12 protein-coding genes and 1 pseudogene are annotated in these 17,347 nt (G+C 42.0%); 4 read left to right on the forward strand and 9 right to left on the reverse strand.

What is annotated here, in order from left to right; translation table 11 throughout:
• Window positions 1-193 precede the first annotated feature (193 nt).
• Window positions 194-1,462 (reverse strand): M14 family metallopeptidase, encoded by a 1,269-nt coding sequence (locus CVD19_RS19690; RefSeq protein WP_101584796.1) that lies wholly within the window; start codon window positions 1,460-1,462, stop codon window positions 194-196.
• 239 nt (window positions 1,463-1,701) lie between these two features.
• Between CVD19_RS19690 and CVD19_RS19695 the strand changes: the two genes are divergently transcribed.
• Entirely contained in the window at window positions 1,702-3,045 is a 1,344-nt protein-coding gene (locus CVD19_RS19695) for an MATE family efflux transporter (RefSeq protein ID WP_101584797.1), read from the forward strand.
• A gap of 73 nt (window positions 3,046-3,118) precedes the next feature.
• On the opposite strand, the gene CVD19_RS19700 is transcribed toward CVD19_RS19695, so the two are convergent.
• From CVD19_RS19700 to CVD19_RS19740, 8 genes and pseudogenes are all read right to left on the reverse strand, one after another.
• On the reverse strand, window positions 3,119-5,353 hold the full coding sequence (locus tag CVD19_RS19700; protein ID WP_101584799.1) for a GGDEF and EAL domain-containing protein: 2,235 nt from the start codon (window positions 5,351-5,353) through the stop codon (window positions 3,119-3,121).
• 175 nt (window positions 5,354-5,528) lie between these two features.
• A complete protein-coding gene (locus tag CVD19_RS19705; RefSeq protein ID WP_257985208.1) occupies window positions 5,529-6,131 on the reverse strand; it encodes a YitT family protein in 603 nt (200 codons plus the stop codon).
• Window positions 6,132-6,515: 384 nt separating this feature from the next.
• Complete coding sequence (locus CVD19_RS19710) at window positions 6,516-8,150, reverse strand: hypothetical protein (RefSeq protein WP_101584803.1); 1,635 nt, start codon at window positions 8,148-8,150, stop codon at window positions 6,516-6,518.
• Window positions 8,151-8,152: 2 nt separating this feature from the next.
• A complete protein-coding gene (locus CVD19_RS19715) occupies window positions 8,153-8,896 on the reverse strand; it encodes an ABC transporter ATP-binding protein (RefSeq protein ID WP_101584861.1) in 744 nt (247 codons plus the stop codon).
• A gap of 333 nt (window positions 8,897-9,229) precedes the next feature.
• Window positions 9,230-10,615, reverse strand: a complete 1,386-nt coding sequence (locus CVD19_RS19720; RefSeq protein WP_101584805.1) for an MATE family efflux transporter — start codon at window positions 10,613-10,615, stop codon at window positions 9,230-9,232.
• Between the two features lie 74 nt (window positions 10,616-10,689).
• Complete coding sequence (locus CVD19_RS19725) at window positions 10,690-12,405, reverse strand: alkaline phosphatase D family protein (RefSeq protein ID WP_101584807.1); 1,716 nt, start codon at window positions 12,403-12,405, stop codon at window positions 10,690-10,692.
• Window positions 12,406-13,008: 603 nt separating this feature from the next.
• A complete protein-coding gene (locus tag CVD19_RS19735; protein ID WP_101584811.1) occupies window positions 13,009-13,446 on the reverse strand; it encodes a GNAT family N-acetyltransferase in 438 nt (145 codons plus the stop codon).
• A gap of 42 nt (window positions 13,447-13,488) precedes the next feature.
• Window positions 13,489-14,526: pseudogene (locus CVD19_RS19740) on the reverse strand (IS1595 family transposase).
• Window positions 14,527-14,649: 123 nt separating this feature from the next.
• Between CVD19_RS19740 and CVD19_RS19745 the strand changes: the two are divergent.
• The 3 genes from CVD19_RS19745 to CVD19_RS19760 all read left to right on the forward strand — a co-directional run bounded on the left by CVD19_RS19745 (window position 14,650) and on the right by CVD19_RS19760 (window position 16,742).
• Window positions 14,650-15,078, forward strand: coding sequence for a hypothetical protein (locus tag CVD19_RS19745; RefSeq protein ID WP_101584812.1), 429 nt, complete (start codon window positions 14,650-14,652; stop codon window positions 15,076-15,078).
• A 765-nt stretch (window positions 15,079-15,843) separates the two neighbouring features.
• On the forward strand, window positions 15,844-16,479 hold the full coding sequence (locus CVD19_RS19755) for a hypothetical protein (RefSeq protein ID WP_101584815.1): 636 nt from the start codon (window positions 15,844-15,846) through the stop codon (window positions 16,477-16,479).
• A 56-nt stretch (window positions 16,480-16,535) separates the two neighbouring features.
• Window positions 16,536-16,742, forward strand: a complete 207-nt coding sequence (locus tag CVD19_RS19760) for a hypothetical protein (protein WP_101584817.1) — start codon at window positions 16,536-16,538, stop codon at window positions 16,740-16,742.
• Window positions 16,743-17,347: the final 605 nt, after the last annotated feature.

Below are 17,347 nucleotides of genomic sequence, written 5' to 3' on the forward strand. Positions count from 1 at the left end.
TGTCCATCATCGCCCTTATGATGGACAGTTCCTCCCTTTTACCGGCAGCTTTTGTCCATCATCGAACTCATGATGGACAGTTTCCCACTTCCTCCGGCAGCTTATGTCCATCATCGCCCTCATGATGGACAGTTTCCCACTTCGCTCGGTGGATTTTGTCCATCATCGCCCTATGTTCTGCCGGCAATGCCTCTCAAGTTTCTCTTAAAGGGACGCCCCTGTTTTTCAATACTCCCTCAAGGGCCTGCCTGAAATCTTTTGCGGCTTTCACCCTCCACTTCTCTTCAGACGGGTAGAACATTTGCAAATAACGGTTTTTGATGATTTTCCCGGTCGTTTTATTATTTGTGCCATCCTGAAATAGCCGGTTTTCATCAATCGTATTCTTCAACGATTGAATCGAGGCCATTGTGCTGGTCCCCATTGTCCCGAATTCAAAGGTAGTTGAATAGACCTTCTTTCCTGGATGTTTCTCTTTTTGGAGCCAGTACATGTATTCAGTGTTGTCTCCGCTTGTCACATAATATTCATCAGAATCCGGCGTGAAAACGAGTGGGTAATCAAACTCCTTTTCAGCTTCCGCTTCCTTCATCGTTTCACTGCTCGAAGCAAAGATGCTCATCTGATATTTTGGGCCATAGCCTGTATGAAGGTCGATATGGACAATATTTGGGTAATCGCTTTTTAAGATTTCCTCATATATTTTTTTTACAATCACCGTTGATGGCTCATCACTACTACCTCCATAATACACACCCTCAGGGGAGCTGTATTGCCCTGTCAATAATGCCTTCTCAATTTTTCCGGTCCCGGAAGCAATGACCTCCTTGCCAAGGCTTCCAAAAAATCCAATTTCGTGCAAGGTACTATTTCTTAAAGGACTGTCTTTCTCGAAAAAGCGGCGTAAATCCGTATAATCCTTATTCGTATTTAATGAGAAGCTGTCCCAATCAGGGATAAAGTTGCGGTTCAAGTCTACATTATTTTCGTTGTATCTGCGGAAATGTTTCATGCCCCATGGGTTGATGGCATGAATATAGATGACCCCGGTCGTTTGCGGGTCGAGTTGTGACAGGTATTCTGCTTGAAAAAGATCGATCATCGCCGAACCCATATGCGCCTCAATCCCATGCACGCCAGAGGTTAAAACTATTAAATTCTCCTTATTGTTATTTGCGTCTGCCCACAAAACATCCATATTTAATTTTGTACTGCCTACCTCATAAGACTCGTGCCGGACTTGTTCCCAACTGTTTTTCAGCCTTTCAGGGTAGGATAAAAAACGGCTCCGTGATTGTTCATATGTATCAATATAGTGCGACAGCTCGTTACTAGCCTTGCCCTTTGAATATGCTTCTGGATGTGACAATTTTAGCAGTGCTGCCGGAATCACCCATTGGATGAGCACGATGGCTATCATTACTGCAACCAAAAACACCTTCCATTTTCTCAATATCCTCATTTCAGCTATTCCCCCATTTAAGCGCAGTTAGTTTTTATAATATTTCGACAAAAGCACCGACAGACCTTTTTCCCCCGTTTTGAAACTAATTGAAATAGCAATATCTTCAACCACAGATAAGGTCAGCAGTGTCACTTTGCAGAACACTATTTTATGTGGGATGGCAGTTAATTTTGGTGTATGATGGAAAAAGTGAGTTTATAAGAAAACTAACTTCTATGAAGACTAGGAGAAACAGCATGCTGAAAAACTGGAAAACGATTTTATCGCTTGCCATTCCGTCAATTGCATCATTCGCATCTATGACAGTTACTGGTATGATCAATCTTATTATGGTTGGAAAATTGGGTGCACTGGCAATTGCCATTGTCGGCGTCTCCAATATTGTCATGTACAATGCCTGGGCCATGTTCTCCGGAATTGGCCACACAGTTAACTATCTTGTTGCACAGAATTTTGGATCAAACGACATGAACAAAGGGGTTGAGCGCACCTATATCGCTTTAATACAGAGCGTGCTGGCTGGCGTGTTCATTTTGGCGGTCGGATTGTTTGCATCAGGATGGATTCTGAGTATCCTCGGAAGCTCAAGCGAGATGATCGAAGAAGGCACCGGCTATTTAAGAATTCGTTTTTTTGCAATGGTCTTTTCAATCCTGACTTTTGCGATGCATGGTTTTTTCCGTGGAATCGGCAATACAAAAACACCGATGGTTACATCCCTCATCGGAAATGCGCTCATGATCTTTTTCACCTATACATTAACCTACGGCAATCTCGGCTTTCCTGAAATGGGGCTGGCGGGCGCCGGCTGGGCCCTATTTATTGGAGAAGTGACTGTAATGCTTCTCAGCGCCCTTGTATTCTTCAGGGAACTGATCCGCCGGTTTGGATTGCTTCCAAAACTGGCATTCCACATGGCTGAATCAAAACTGATGCTGAAGGAAAGCTTCAAGCTTGGCACACAGGAGTTTTCCAAAAGCATGGCGATGTTTGTTTTCACGGCATTTGTTACCCGCCTCGGAACACACGCCCTGGCGGCGAACGAGATTGCCCTCAGTATCATGAGTTTTGGCTTTATGCCAGCTGCTGCGTTCGGCTCTACGGCCACCATTTTGGTGGGCCAGGAAATTGGCAAGGCTAAACCAATGTTAGCCAGGAAAATGGGGACAGAAACAGCGATAATGGGTAGCTTGTTTCTCCTCATCCTTGGTGCTGTTGAGTTCTTCTTTGCCGAGCCGATTGCGCGAATCTATACGGATGACCCGCAGGTTTTTGAACTGACAGCTACACTCATCATGATTTCGGCTTTCCTGCAGCTGTTTGACGGATTTTTTAATTTTTATGGCGGAGGATTGCGCGGAATTGGTGATACAACCTTTTTGCTTCGTACCTCCCTCATCCTCGCCTGGGGGTTCTTCATCCCGTTGGCCTATGTAACGGTTTTCGTATTGGATATGTCGAGCTACGGGGCGTGGATTTCTCTTTACACATACCTTGCCGTGTTTGGCCTGACACTGTTGGCGAGATTTTATCTCAAAGACTGGGAACGGATCCGCGTCAAACTCGCAAGTGAAAGCTGATATCTTTATAGAAATTTTATTAGAAATGCCTCATAGTTTTGTAGTTTGGTGTTACAAAAAAAGAATGGCATCCCTAATGTATAGGAATGCCATTTTTAGCAAGACCAGAATATAATAGTTTTTCAACTTTATCGGAAGGCAACGGCGGACTATAAAAATAACCCTGACCGACACCGCAGGCGTTTTTCCTTAAAAAATCCACTTGTTCCTGATTTTCAATTCCTTCAGCGATGACCTTGAATTTCAAATTATGCCCCATATCAATGATGGTTTTTACCATCGCTCCCTGATTTGAATGATGGATAATATCATCGACGAAGGACTTATCAATTTTAATGCTGTCAATCGGAAGATGCTTTAAATAGCTTAAGGAGGAATAACCCGTCCCAAAGTCATCCATGGATATCTTGACACCAAGATCCTTTAATTGATTGAGCACAAATGTTGATCTTTCGATGTTTTGCATAATGCTTTCGGTAATTTCAAGTTCCAGATAACGGGGATGCAGCCCTGTTTCATTCAATATCGTTTTAACTGTAGCAACAAAATCATCATCCTGGATCTGCCGGACAGAAATATTGACCGCTATTGGAATGGCTGCTAATCCAAGCTTTTGCCAGGCCTTATTATGCTCACAAGCTGTTTTCAAGACCCATTTGCCGATGGATACGATAAGCCCGGTTTCCTCAGCAAGGGGAATAAATTCCAATGGAGAAATGAACCCATGATCCGGATGCTTCCAGCGCAGGAGGGCTTCTACACCAATTATTTTCCCTGTTTCCAAATCCACCTGGGGCTGATAGTACAGCGAAAGCTGATCCTGTTCAAGCGCTTTTCTCAGCCCGTTCTCCAATTCCATTTTTCGTGAGGACAGCCCGTGGAGTTGTGAGGTATAAAATTGAAAATTGTTTTTACCTCGTTCCTTAGCCAGATACATGGCGGTATCTGCATTTTTAATCAAAGTTTCTTCGTCATCACCGTCTACCGGGAACAGGCTGATTCCGATACTTGTCGTGACAAAAAACTCTTGATCATTAATTTCTATAGGGTTGGAAAATTCGTCTAATATCCGTTGCGCGATTTTCGTTACTTCTGGTTTATCAAGATTCTCCAGTAAAATAATGAATTCGTCGCCGCCCTGGCGTGAAACCATACCATCGCCCTGCACAGCTTGCTCGAGCCGTTTCGCAACTTTTTGCAATAAAATATCGCCGACGGAATGTCCCTTTGTGTCATTTATAATTTTAAACCGGTCCAAGTCCAGAAATAAAACAGCCAGCATTTTATTTTCCTGCTGTTGCAACACGTCATTCAGATGCTGACGGAATCTATTCCGGTTTGGAAGTCCTGTCAGGGTATCATGATAGGCCATCAATTGAATCGTTTTTTCCGCTTTTTTTCGTTGGGTGACATCTCTCCCGACAACTTGTGTTGCAGGCCTTCCTTCAAAAAGGATCGGCATTGTCGACATCTCCACATCAATAAACTGACCATCAAGGCGAACAGCTTTAAATTCGAAATTCTTCGTGTCTTCAAGTTCCTCAGCTGCCAGTTCTTTATCGGGAATTTTTTCGAGTATGTGGGGATGGGCAAATTTCCAGATGGAGGTTCCAATCAATTCTTCAGGACTCGAAGCCCCGACCAGCCTGCTGCCTGTCTCATTGATATAGTCGATTTTCCCTTTGCTGAAAACTGCGATGATATCCGGCGATAATTCTACTAAACTCCTGTATCTGCCTTCACTCTCTTTCCGGTCGGTTATATCGAACAGCACGCTGTTAAAATCAACAAGTTCCCCATTCTCATTCAGGGTAGGTATGCCACGATCCTGGATCCACCTGACTTCTCCATCGGGGCGGATGATCCGATAGATGCTTGTAATGGCTTCTCCCTTCGCAAGCACCTTTTCCCTGTGGCTTAAAATGGATACATCCTCAGGATATATAACCTTATACCAAAGGGAATGATTCTGGTAAAATTGTTCCTTGGAATATCCGTATAATTTTTCAATTCCTGGTGTTATGAGCAACGTATCATTTTTCAAATCATGGGACCATATCGCAACATCAAGAGAATCAAAGATATTCTTTAACCTGTTCCTGTTTTTTTGCAATTCATTTGCTGTTTTTTCTATCCCCTTTAACATGAAAAATGTCATCGAGGCTATGATCAGGATAACAGCTGCGTCTAACAGATAATCAATAAAAATATTTGTAGGGAAAATTTCAGTAACCACTTCATGCATCAGTTCCAAACAAACTAAAATACCTAAAATAAAAAACACTCTAAACTTATTTACCGTTTTCATCTGTGTCCCCTCTGGATTCGCTGCCCGAATGTTTGATAATTTCTCCGTTGCACCTTGTTTAAAAATATCAAAAAACTGGTAGCACCACAATGCACTATTGCACACTTTTTAATAAAAAGGGGTCTGACCCCCAGCGCGTTAATGCGCTAATGCAGGGGGGCAGGCCCCAATCCAATTATTTTTTCCTCCAGGCCATTGCGGGAAAAGAGGAATGAGGGATTTTCAATCTATCCACAAAATCTATGACTCTTGTAGAAAGCATTTGGCAAATGGTGGCATATGCGACGATTTTTATGTCTATTACTAATGCATTGAGCACGAAAACTGACATGTTTACCCAAAACATCGCTTTCCCTGGCGACCAGCTGTTATAGGCCGCAATAATAAGGGCTAAGACAACAAGTCCCCCGCTGGACGCCCGGTAGCGTATCAGGATTCCGACGCCTATTCCATATAACAGGGCTCCCAGGAATATTTCCACTCCAAGGTTGATATGCGGGATATGCCAAAAAGCAGTACACAAGCTGACAGTGACAGAGGTGATCGTTACCGAAAACATTGTGCGAAGCGTCCATGTATAGCCAAAATATCTGAAAGCAACAATAAGCGCGATAAAATTGACAAACCATAAAGAAAAACCGATCGACAGGGACAGCCAATAGTTTAGGAGGATCGCTAGCCCGGCTGCCCCGCCGGATGGAATCGTATTAGGAAATAAAAACAGTGCCATTCCAATGCCCTGGATGATTGCACCGCATGCGAGATAGCTATAGGTCAAAATAATCCTTTGGACTATAAAAGCAGGTAGCCTATTTTTCCTCTTTCCCTGTAATGACAATTTTATCGCCAGCCTCCGAATTTTCATCTCTTGTTTGGTAAAACCGCTTCTTGTCCCATTTTATGTTCAAGCCCGGAAAAATATGTTTAGAGGTCGGCTTATGAAAATAGTAATCGGTTCAGGTCATGTTTCAGCACCTAGAGGGGCAACGGTGCGGAAGCGAATCTGGGTAAGATCACCGTCAATTTTCGGTTTTTCTCGATGCACCCAGTTAAATCCATTTCGCCTGAGCAGCCTGTCTCCTTCTAGAAGGAAAACCTCCTGTGTCTATGGTTGACTTCGGTTTGAATTCCATGTCTGATTAATGTTGTTCACGGAGGAACTTCAATGGACAAAGACACACCTGAGTGCCAGTTTCCAGGAAATAACCACTACAGCTAGCATGACTGCCAGGTAAATGTACACACCGAAGTCAAGTAAAGTAACCAGGTAATGCACGCCGGCGAATATCCCGATGAGTACAATGTAGGGAAGCATCATCCACCCATCACTTTGCTGGATTGCTTCGAATGATTCTGAAAAAGGAACTGTACGTTTGATTAACAAAGTGCTTATAAGCGTGAAAAAGATGGCAATCAGAAAGACAAGTATGAGGTCTGGCAAAATCCTCAGCCCATAAATAAAGAAAAATATTATACTGACAACCACGTAAACTGGCAGGAAAAGCTTCACGATAAATGCCTTTAAAGTCCCGCTGAATAATGGGGCAAGATTTTCGAGCGGGACTGTTTTGAAAACCCAGGCTCCTTTGTACCTGCCTGAATACTTCAGCATCATGACGGCGCTAGGAATCATGATCAAGCAGAAATACACATTTAAGTATCCCTTCCCGGTGCTAATTTCTGCAAAAGAACCAGTACTCAGCGAATTAAAGATATATAGAAATGGAAAGAATAGCGAAAATCCTAACGAGGGATAAACCTTAAGCCGGAATTCCCGTTCAGTTCTCATCATATTACCAGCAAAACGGTAGAACGCCCGCTCTTCTTTGCTGGTGCAAACGACTTCCGTGAACATTTTCGATAATGTCCTGTTGGCCCTCCTGCGTTCTCCCCCCTGTTCGGCGAGTTTAAGGAGGTTTCGTTCAAAGGCCGGCATCATTTTTATATAAGCTGCAAAAAAACTGAACGGCGCCAGTATCACCAGAGTTGCCATGGTGATTATGCAGGCGTCTGTGTTACGGTGCAGCAAAACCTCAAACGGGGCTGCGAACCATAACGGCGGAAGGATGAAGTGCCACCACGCAGGGTCAAATACGACCTTGATGTCTACTATTTCAAACGATCTCCCCACAAACTGAAAGCCCACAACTATTGCCACCGATAAGCCGATCTGGACGTAGTTGATGATATCCTTCAGCTTTTCACCATCAAAGAAGCGGAGGATAAAAAAGTAGATAAAGGCAGTCACTGCCACGATAAAAAAACCCAGCAAAATAGTTTCGGCCAAAAAGATTGTGAAAAATATGAGGCCATGCTTAACCAACCCTGCCACCAATGGTCCTATGGCAAGGGAACCTGTCAGAAAAAACAGATAAATACAGACATGCAAGGTCTTGGCCATGCTTACCGTTTTTCCATCAACCGGCTTTGAATTTAAAATCGTTTTATCCCTTATGTCCAGAAGCACAGCTGAAAAATCAGAAACCATTGAAGTCATGACCAGAAACATAATGATCCCGAAAAGGATGCTCATCTGAAATATATAATTCTCGCCAAAAATAACAAGCGGAATCATGAACAGGCCCAGCAATCCATACATCAACAAGGATTTATTGAACTGGTTTTCCTCTGCCGCCTTCTTCTTTTTGTTTGCCTGGTTGAAAATGGTAGGTTTCCTTCTTTGGTCCATCGTCAGCTTGACTTGAAGAATTTTCCTCATCACTGGATAATCAATGTCCAGTTTTTCAAACACTCCATGAAACCGGTCGAGAAATAGAAGTGTCCTAAAATTGTTCATGCTCACGCCCCCTTGACGATGGAAACAAAATCCTCCGCGATTCCCCTGTATGCATCAAAGCCGGTCAATTGATTGAAAATATGCTCCAATGAGCCTTCCTTATTCTGCTCTTTTAAATCATCAAAGCTTCCATCGGCAATGATTTGTCCATCTTTGAGCAGCACAATCCGGTTGCTGATCTTCTCAACGACATCCATGATATGGGAGGAGTAAAAGATTGTTTTGCCTTCGGCAGACAGCAGGGCGAGGATTTCCTTAAAGACCATCACACTGTTTGCATCAAGACCGCTTAGAGGTTCATCAAGGAATAGTAAATCAGGATTATGGAGCAGGCTTGAGATAATCAGCACCTTTTGCTTCATGCCTTTGGAAAAAGATGAAATCCTGGAATCGTACACATCGCCCAGGCCGAATTTTTCCATTAACCTTCTGGCCTTCTCGTCTGTTTTGCCAAAAGCCATCCCGTACAATTCCCCGATGAACGTCAAGTACTCCCGTGCAGTCAGGTTATCATACAGTTCAGCAATTTCCGGGACATAGCCGATTCTTCGTTTGTATTCAATTTGTCCAGCACCAATCTTTTCACCAAAAATCCTCACATCACCCGAATATCCCTCTTCCAGCCCTAAAAGGATCTTTATAGTGGTGCTTTTGCCTGCCCCGTTCGGTCCAATATATCCAATTATTTGCCCCCTGGATACGGACAGGTCAATTCCCTTTAAAACCTGTTTTGCCCCATAATTCATCCATAAGTTTTCAAATGACAGCACTTCTTCCCCTGCGTTTCCGATCACAATCACCAGCCTTTCTATTTAATTTAATTTAATTTTAACATAAATTCCCTTTTTGAATTGCAATATCACCGAAAAACGGGGCTCACCCTATTGTGATGCTATGTACCTGGAGCCTGACCCCCTTCGTTTGCTGGGACCTGAACCGCCGCGTTAATACGTTAATACACATGGGGCCTGACCCCCGGCGCGTTAATGCTTTACCACAACGGTTCATGCATCAAAAAAGCGGTGCTCCTTTCCTGTACGATCACAGGAAAAGACCACCGCTCTATAAATTCCAAACTCTTACGATTGTACCGCCAGATTCTCATGTACATCATGTTTTACAAGGGCATGCTTCTCCCACGCCCTGCTCTTCCAGCGGAGGGACATGATGATCGCACGTGTCCATTCATCTGCCGAAATGGCCAGCCAAATTCCAACTAATCCTAGATCGAGGTGGAACACCAGGAAGTACCCGAGGGGAAGGCTCATCAGCACCATGGAAAGCAATCCGATCCATACAGGATATTTCGCATCCCCCGACGCCCGCAACGAGTTAATGACGACAATATTCAAGGTTCGCCCTGTTTCCAAAAAGATACTGTACAACAAAATATTCGATCCAATCCGCAGAATCTCTGGATCTTTTGTAAAAATCCCCATCAGCGGCTCTCGGAACAGAATCACAACCAATACCATCAACAGTGTTACGGCACTGGCGGACTGGGCACTTTTCCACACCCGCGTGTATGCCTCCCCAAACTGGTTCGCACCCACCAGCCTTCCCACGATGATGGAAGTTCCGACACCGATTGCAATCGCAAACAAGAAGATAAACATCGAAATATTGGATGCATATTGCCTGGCTGCCATCGATGATTCACCAAGGAATGTTGCATAGTACAAAAATACAATCTGGCATGCCTGGTACATGACCTGTTCGAAAGCGGACGGTACGCCAATCTTCAAGATTTTGCCGATAAACTCCTTGGACAGCGTAAAGTAATATTCAAGCTTAACCCTAACTTCCATGATGCGGTACAGGAGCCAGAAGAAAACAACCAGCGCAAGTACACGGCTTACCACCGATGAAACTGCAGCACCTTGAACGCCCATTTCTGGAAAGCCGAAGTTGCCGAAGATAAGCAGGTAGTTTGCAATGACATGGAAAACATTCATTCCTAAGGACACGAACATCGCCTGTTTGGTGAACCCGTGAACCCTTATGATCGCCGCCAGGGAATTGATCATCGCCTGAAGGAAAATCGCACCGCCGACAATGGCTAAATAACTTTTGGCATATGCGAGGATCTGCCCCTGAAGGTTCAGCCCCTCCAGCAGGCTTCCACCAAATAAAAGGAAGAACACACTGATGACCAGGCCAACCATTAAGTTAAGCGTCAACGCCAACGCTGAAATTTGGGCAGCGTCCCTGAATTTTTTCGCACCAATATATTGAGCAACGACAATAGACGCCCCATTGCCAATCACTTCAAGTATTAAAATGGAAATATGGAGATACTGATTGGCCGCACCAACTCCTGAAACGGCATTGTCAGAAATCGCGCTCAGCATCAAAGTATCCGCGATACCCATTAGCATAAACAGAAAAACTTCTAAAAAAATCGGCCAGGTGAGGTAAAACAGGTTAAGATCCTTCGGCCGTTTATCGATTTGAACAACTGACATTTCGTCACCTCTTTACCTTCAAACAAAGAACATAGTAACACAGGTGAACTTCAGTTGCACTAATAATTTTCCAATTAATTTCGACCTGTATCCCAATGGGCTCGTTCCCGGTCTTGTTCAGTTTCATCTGAAATCCGGACACCTTCAGGAACAATTGTCGATGAAATTTCTTCAATTCCATCCGAGCCTTTTTCATAAACAAAAGATGCTTTCGTTGTTATGTCAGCTCCTGGTTTCGTTACGAATGGAACCACCCGGTAATCTGTTTGCCAGTTATCAGGTGTGACACGGCAGCGTACATAGCCGCGGTTGCCGTTAAAGAATTTAATATGGGGGTTTTGTGCGAGAATGCGGTCAGTGTCTTTCCGTTTATCCGCCCCGTTTCCTCCTGATGTAATGGACGTTCCGGCGAATTCAGCACCTATGATCCTCGAGTGGGGATTATTGAAGTTGGTTAATATGTTGGATGCCCAGTTTGAGTGGATATCACCTGTGAGGATGATCATATTTTTCAATTGGATGTATGCGGCGAAATCAATAATGCGTTGCCGTGCGGCCCAATAACCGTCCCATGAATCCATGCTGTATTTTGGAAACGCAGCTGTCCCGTAGTTCCTCTGGCAAAAGAAGACCTGCTGGGCGAGGACGTTCCAGTGTGTTTTAGAATGATAAAGATTGCCGAGCAGCCACTGTTCCTGCCCGGCCCCAAGCATGGTACGCGCCGGATTTAACGAATCATACGTATGAGGCTTGCTTCCGTCACCATTCGCCTGGTCATGCCGGTATTGGCGTGTATCCAGCACATTAAAAGATGCAAGATTCCCATAAGAGAAATTCCGGTACAGCTGCATATAAGCCCCGTACGGAATGTGAGACCTGCGGAGCGGCATATGCTCGTAATAAGCCTGATAGGCAGCGGCCCTCCTGTAGATAAAAGCAGCAACCGACTGCCCCTTCTGTGGAATGATATTGGCGTAATTGTTCTCGACTTCATGGTCATCCCACGTGACTACCCAGGGGAACGCCGCATGGACGGATTGAAGATGTTCGTCTGAACGATATAGTGCATATCGGTTCCGATAACCTAAAAGCGTAGTCACTTCGGGGCTATTGTGTGGCCGGACATTCCCTGTCGGCGATAAGTACTGATTCGGCCCGTATTCATATATGTAATCCCCAAGATGGAATACCAGATCGAGATCCTCTTTGGCCATATGCTGATAGGCCGTATAATAGCCGTGCTCATATTGCTGGCACGAAGCAAATGCGAAGGCCATTTCCGAGACATTGGATCCATGTGCAGGAAGTGTTTTCGTTCTGCCAACCGGGCTCAATTCATTGCCGCTCTTGAAACGGTAGTAATAAACATGGTTCGGTTTCAGCCATTTTGCTTCTATATGTACCGAATGAGCGAGCTCGGGCCTGGCCAATTCTGTACCCTGTTGGACAACATTGCGGAAATTTTCATCCGTGGCAACCTCCCATTTTACAGGCATCGCTTGAGAGGGCATACCGCCTCCGTTAAGTGGGTCCGGGGCAAGCCTTGTCCATAAAACCACGCTGTCCGCAAGTGGGTCACCTGAAGCAACTCCAAGTGTAAACGGGTTATTCCTGAACCTCGGTGCATCATTTACCCCGTAACCTTCCAACCGTGGCCGGCTGGCAGCCTGTCGAAAAAATTGCCATGCAATGCTGTTGGCTGCCTGCATAAAACTTCGCCGGTCAAAAGAATCAACCATCCCCTTCTTCCATTTGTTCAACCAATCATCAAAAGGCATAGGGTTCATCATAAAACACCTCCACAGCTGTTGTTCATAACCTAGATTAAGATATGAAAACGAACGTGAAAGCATGACAGAAGGGTAGACACTGATACTCCCACCCCTAAAGGAGTGGGGTTCCAAGGTACTTTTCACTTACAACAAAGGCTTCCCTAAGTCCGGCAGTGTGTTCTCTTAGACTTTATTGACCAAACCACGTGAAAAGGAATATTAACAATGTACGCACTTAAAGGATAGAGAATGATCCATTGGGAAAGGTACAAAAAAGACCTTGATTGCCCAATTAAGCCTGACCATTCATTCGTAATAGATAAATCTAGACAACTAGCCACCATAGCCGTTAATTATTATGGAGCTAATTGGATTTTAATTGTTAGCATATGCTTTTGGGCGGTTTCTTTATTTTCATCAATACGAATAAAAACAACAAAGATAAAAGAAGCAAAGAAACGGCCGAAATGGGAAGTCATTAAGGCTGGTTGGTATATTCTTTTTAGCAATGGCTCTGTTAATGTTTAATGTTGATTTTTCGATAAAATGTTAGGAAACCATTTTTTGGTTCCCCAATTCTCAATAAACCAGCCTATTATATATTTAATAAAGCTAGTTGTTTTAAATGGGCATACTCATTGTAATGGTTCTATTTTTGAATCCCAATTTTTCATACAGTTTAATGGCTTGATTTCCTGCATATACGCTTAAACGAACCTCTGAAAATCCATCTTGTTTAAGATGTTCGATACCAGTCTCCATCAATCGTTTTGAAATTCCATTCCCTCGAAATTCTTCTAACACAAACAATTCATAAATAAATCCATATATCTTTTCAGTAAATTGGTCTTTACTTGTTCCTATAAGAATCCAACCCATTAGATTATCGCCTACAGTTGCTATTAAATAATAGCTTCCTTTCTGCAATAATGGTTCAATAAGTTGTTTCACTTTTTCATCTGACGGTTTTGCCTCGCCTAATGTACCATCGAATAATGCCTCTGGTGAAAGTGATAAAATCTTTTTATATTCCGAGTCGTTTGGTTTCCTTATTTCCATATATGAGTTCTCCTCTCCCAATATTTTTAAGCCGATTGCCCGTTAATGACTTTTGTAAGCACTGAACTTAGATAGACGTAAACTATCCATAAATTTCTGTCATTTCAAATACAAATGATGTAAACAGAAGCTCTTTTATATGTTGCTTAGTGCTTTCGTTCTGCGGCTAGCTACAATTAAGAACCAAGCAAGGTAATTGTCAAGATATTTGGTAGCGACACCTTTAAAACGGTCAATCCACTTTTTCATCCGAGAGTGAAAACTATTGACATTTTGAATGTGATATAAGCCCTTTATAACGTACTTTCCATCATCGGAGTTGATTCGGTAATGCTCTAATCCTTTTTCTTTTGCATAGGTTTTGTATGCTCTCCAAGCATCGGTAACAAGCACATTATCAGACGACAGTTTAGAACCAATGATATTTTCAACTTTGGTTTTCACAATACGCCCCATACAAGATACTTTGGAGACGGTTGCTTTTGTACGGTCTCTTGCAACAAGAACACATACTTGTTCGTGGCTGATTCCTCTATGTTTAGACTTACCGCCACGCTTACGAGGTTTACGTTCCGTAATGCCAAGTTGCCCTTTTTGAGAGTACAAGAAATAGGTCTCGTCAATTTCAACGATACCTTCAAAATGGTCAAAATCCATTTGTTTTAAGGCGGATAGTAGTTTATGTCTCCAGTAAAAAGAGCGTAACCCAAGTAACCCCTACGATTTCAGCCGATTTCCGCAGGGAGTAGCCTTTGAACATACCACAAATGTAATCCATTCATCACCTTTTCGGGTGCGATAAAGAACAGTGTTAGTCGTATCCGTAAGGGTTTTAAGGCAACTTTTACAACGATACCGTTGACGACCCTTGAATTTTCCGAATCGAACAACGTGTCCAGATGTACAATGGGGACACTCGAAACCATCTTTAAAACGGGTTTCCCGCATTTCGTTAATTAATCGACCACCAACGGAAGAGGTGGGGTCAATATAACGTTTTACCCATTGATATACTTGTTCCTTTTTATTATGGGGTAACTTGTCGATGTACTTTAATAGGTTACTGAACGCTTTGTCCATCATTAACACTCCCGAACCTTTGTTCTAATTGTAATTATAGCAAGAACCTGGATTGGGTTTATATCAACAATATTCTTTAATAGAGCCCTTAGCAATAAAAATCACATGAGAACTATCACTACTATGGATATATTAGAGGGTATTGCCTCGGGAATATGGATAGGTGGTATAACCCTAGTATTTGTAAAGGAAGTACTAAACAAAGGAGAACAATGGTGGGGTTTCATAAATACGAGTTATTATGCTGGCAGTATTTTAGGTAGGATCCTCATCACTTTATTCTCCATTAAACTGCAAAAACACTTAATCAAAGGGATTATAATCAGCTCGTTTATAGTCAGCATATTGGTACTTGTTTATGCCATTAATACTAATGCATGGATTGCTCTTGTCCTAGTAGTTATGATGGGACCTTTTTATCAATTAAGAGATATATCTCAACAGACTTATATACAGAAAGTAATTGTAGACGATACATTATCCAAATTATACGCAGACTTATATTATTTAATCTTTGCCCTTTCTGTATTTTATTACCAGTGTGATTTCTGATTATGTAGGCGTAGTGTATGTATATTATTTGGCGTTTATTTTGTATTTGGCCTCAACAATTTTTGCAGTTGTTACATTACGAAAAGGAAAAAGCCCATATATTGTCAAGGTTAATAATGGGTACCACTAAAAGTTGTAGCAGGCAAGTATGACTAGAAATTAATAACAAAGCTGAGCCTTCCATAGTGTAGGAAAAATTGTTTTTTTTAGTCATATTTGCTTAGAGTATGTTTTCCACCTTTTGTTGGTAGGACACCATCAAGCAGTCTTTCAATACATACCCATTCAAGATGACTTTTAACGCATTGTGTGGCGACACTTTTTGCTTATGATTTCCGGTACGAAACGCCACTTTTAAGAGAATCACTACACAAAAAGCGGAACATTGAGACAGAGCGAAAAAAATGTTTCTAAAGTCACAACCACCAACTTCCCGCTTCCCATTCATAGAAGAATTCTCTTTTGTAAATCCATCTAAAAGTGTTAAAAAAGGATATTGTTAGTGGAAAAATGAAGACAACATACTGGCTAAAGGTGTAGTGTGCAAAATGCTCAAAGCCATTTTCATCCTCTGTGGTGAAGCGCCGATCTGCGGCTAACGGTGCTGACTTGAACAAACAGCTGCCAACTCGGCGGCTTTTTTTAGCCAATGACTAATTTTTTCTAAACGCCCAATAAAGTTCAGTTTTTTTGTAAACATTTGTTTACATAAAATGTTTACATTTGTTTACAAGGATGATATTCTATTTTTACGAGGTGTTAAAAGTGTCTGATTATAGAAAAAAATTGTTTCGCGGAGCCAAGATCGAAGATTGCATTTTAGATTTTATAGATATGGAAAAAGAACTCAGTAGAACGCTTGATACTGCTAATGAACAAGAAAGACAATTGTTGTTAGGGATGAGTAAAGCATACCGTTTAATTGTTAATCGATTAGTAAGAGAATTTGATTATACAAAAGGGGGAGACATAGTGAATACAAAAATCAAGGATTTAATTAATTCGTTAAAAAGAAGGGCATCTGAAGCAAAAGAACAAAGTAAGAATAATGTATTGGATATAGTGAATGGAATGTACTATAACGATATACCTGAAGAAGCCAAGGACGAAATAGCAAGTGTTCCTCAAGAATTACAAAGAGGTTTATTTGAGGGAATGGCTCTTGGTTATGAAAAAATTGTTATTGATCTGGAATTATTATTGGACTCCACCGATAGTGACAAGGTAGTTCAAATCGAAAAAAACCTGGCAAAATATAAAAAACTTGCCGAAATGTTAAAAGACAAGTTTAAAGAAGATGAAGTAGATTTTAGAAGTGGTTATATTCAAGGTGAAATGTCTGTTTATCATATGGTAAGAGAAGAACTCCTAGTGATTTTTAATATTAATGAACAAAAATAATAAAATCCTGTGTTTTAAATACGAAGTATCTTTAATTTAATAATAGGGGTGATTTAATGGACTTTTTACATTGGTATGATTGGATTCAACCGACTAATCCCTATGCCTCAATATTCTTTGGGGTAATTTTCACCTCTATTATGGGATTCGTTGTATGGTGTGATACAAAGAAAATTAAAACAGTTGGTACAGCGATAGCAACAGGATTAAGTGTCACTATTATTGGGGTTATAATCTTACACATGGTCGGTTTTTATGGATGAACTTAAAGAGATAGTCTTATTAAACAAGTGGGTGGAAAGTTAAGAACAGGAGCTGCCGTGAGGGTGGCTTTTTTGCTTATTCAACTATCCTGAAAATAACAAAGGGTCATCGTCGATGTTTTGCAATACCAAACTTTACCCGTAGGGGGAGTAATGTTTGTATGCTCTTATTTTCATTTACAGTGGTCTACTATCTAAGAAAAATGCTGAAGACAATGATGATGAGGAGTAACTGTTTTGTCCAACCTTATTCCACTAACTTTTAATGTGAGTTTTGGCTTATTCGCAGGACTTCAAATATGTACTGAGTACCAGATTTCTTAAACAAAAGGGCACTGACCCATCAGGTTAGCACTAATCATGTCAATACTTTAATTTCTTTGAACACCTGGTAAGTTAATTCACTCACCAGGGTTTTTTAGTTCACGACTGAGTTGTCTTAACACAGGTGGGTACATTACACCATCTCTTTTTCAACTCTTAATTATTCGAAAAATATTCATTTTAGGAACGGATATAGTTTCCGATTGTTTTGCTGGTACGCTGCAGAATGGCAGCGATTTGCTGGTGGTTTTATAATGATTAGTATTTTACAAACGTAGTCA

The sequence above is a fragment of the Bacillus sp. T33-2 genome (genome assembly GCF_002860205.1).
Taxonomy (GTDB): domain Bacteria; phylum Bacillota; class Bacilli; order Bacillales; family Cytobacillaceae; genus T33-2.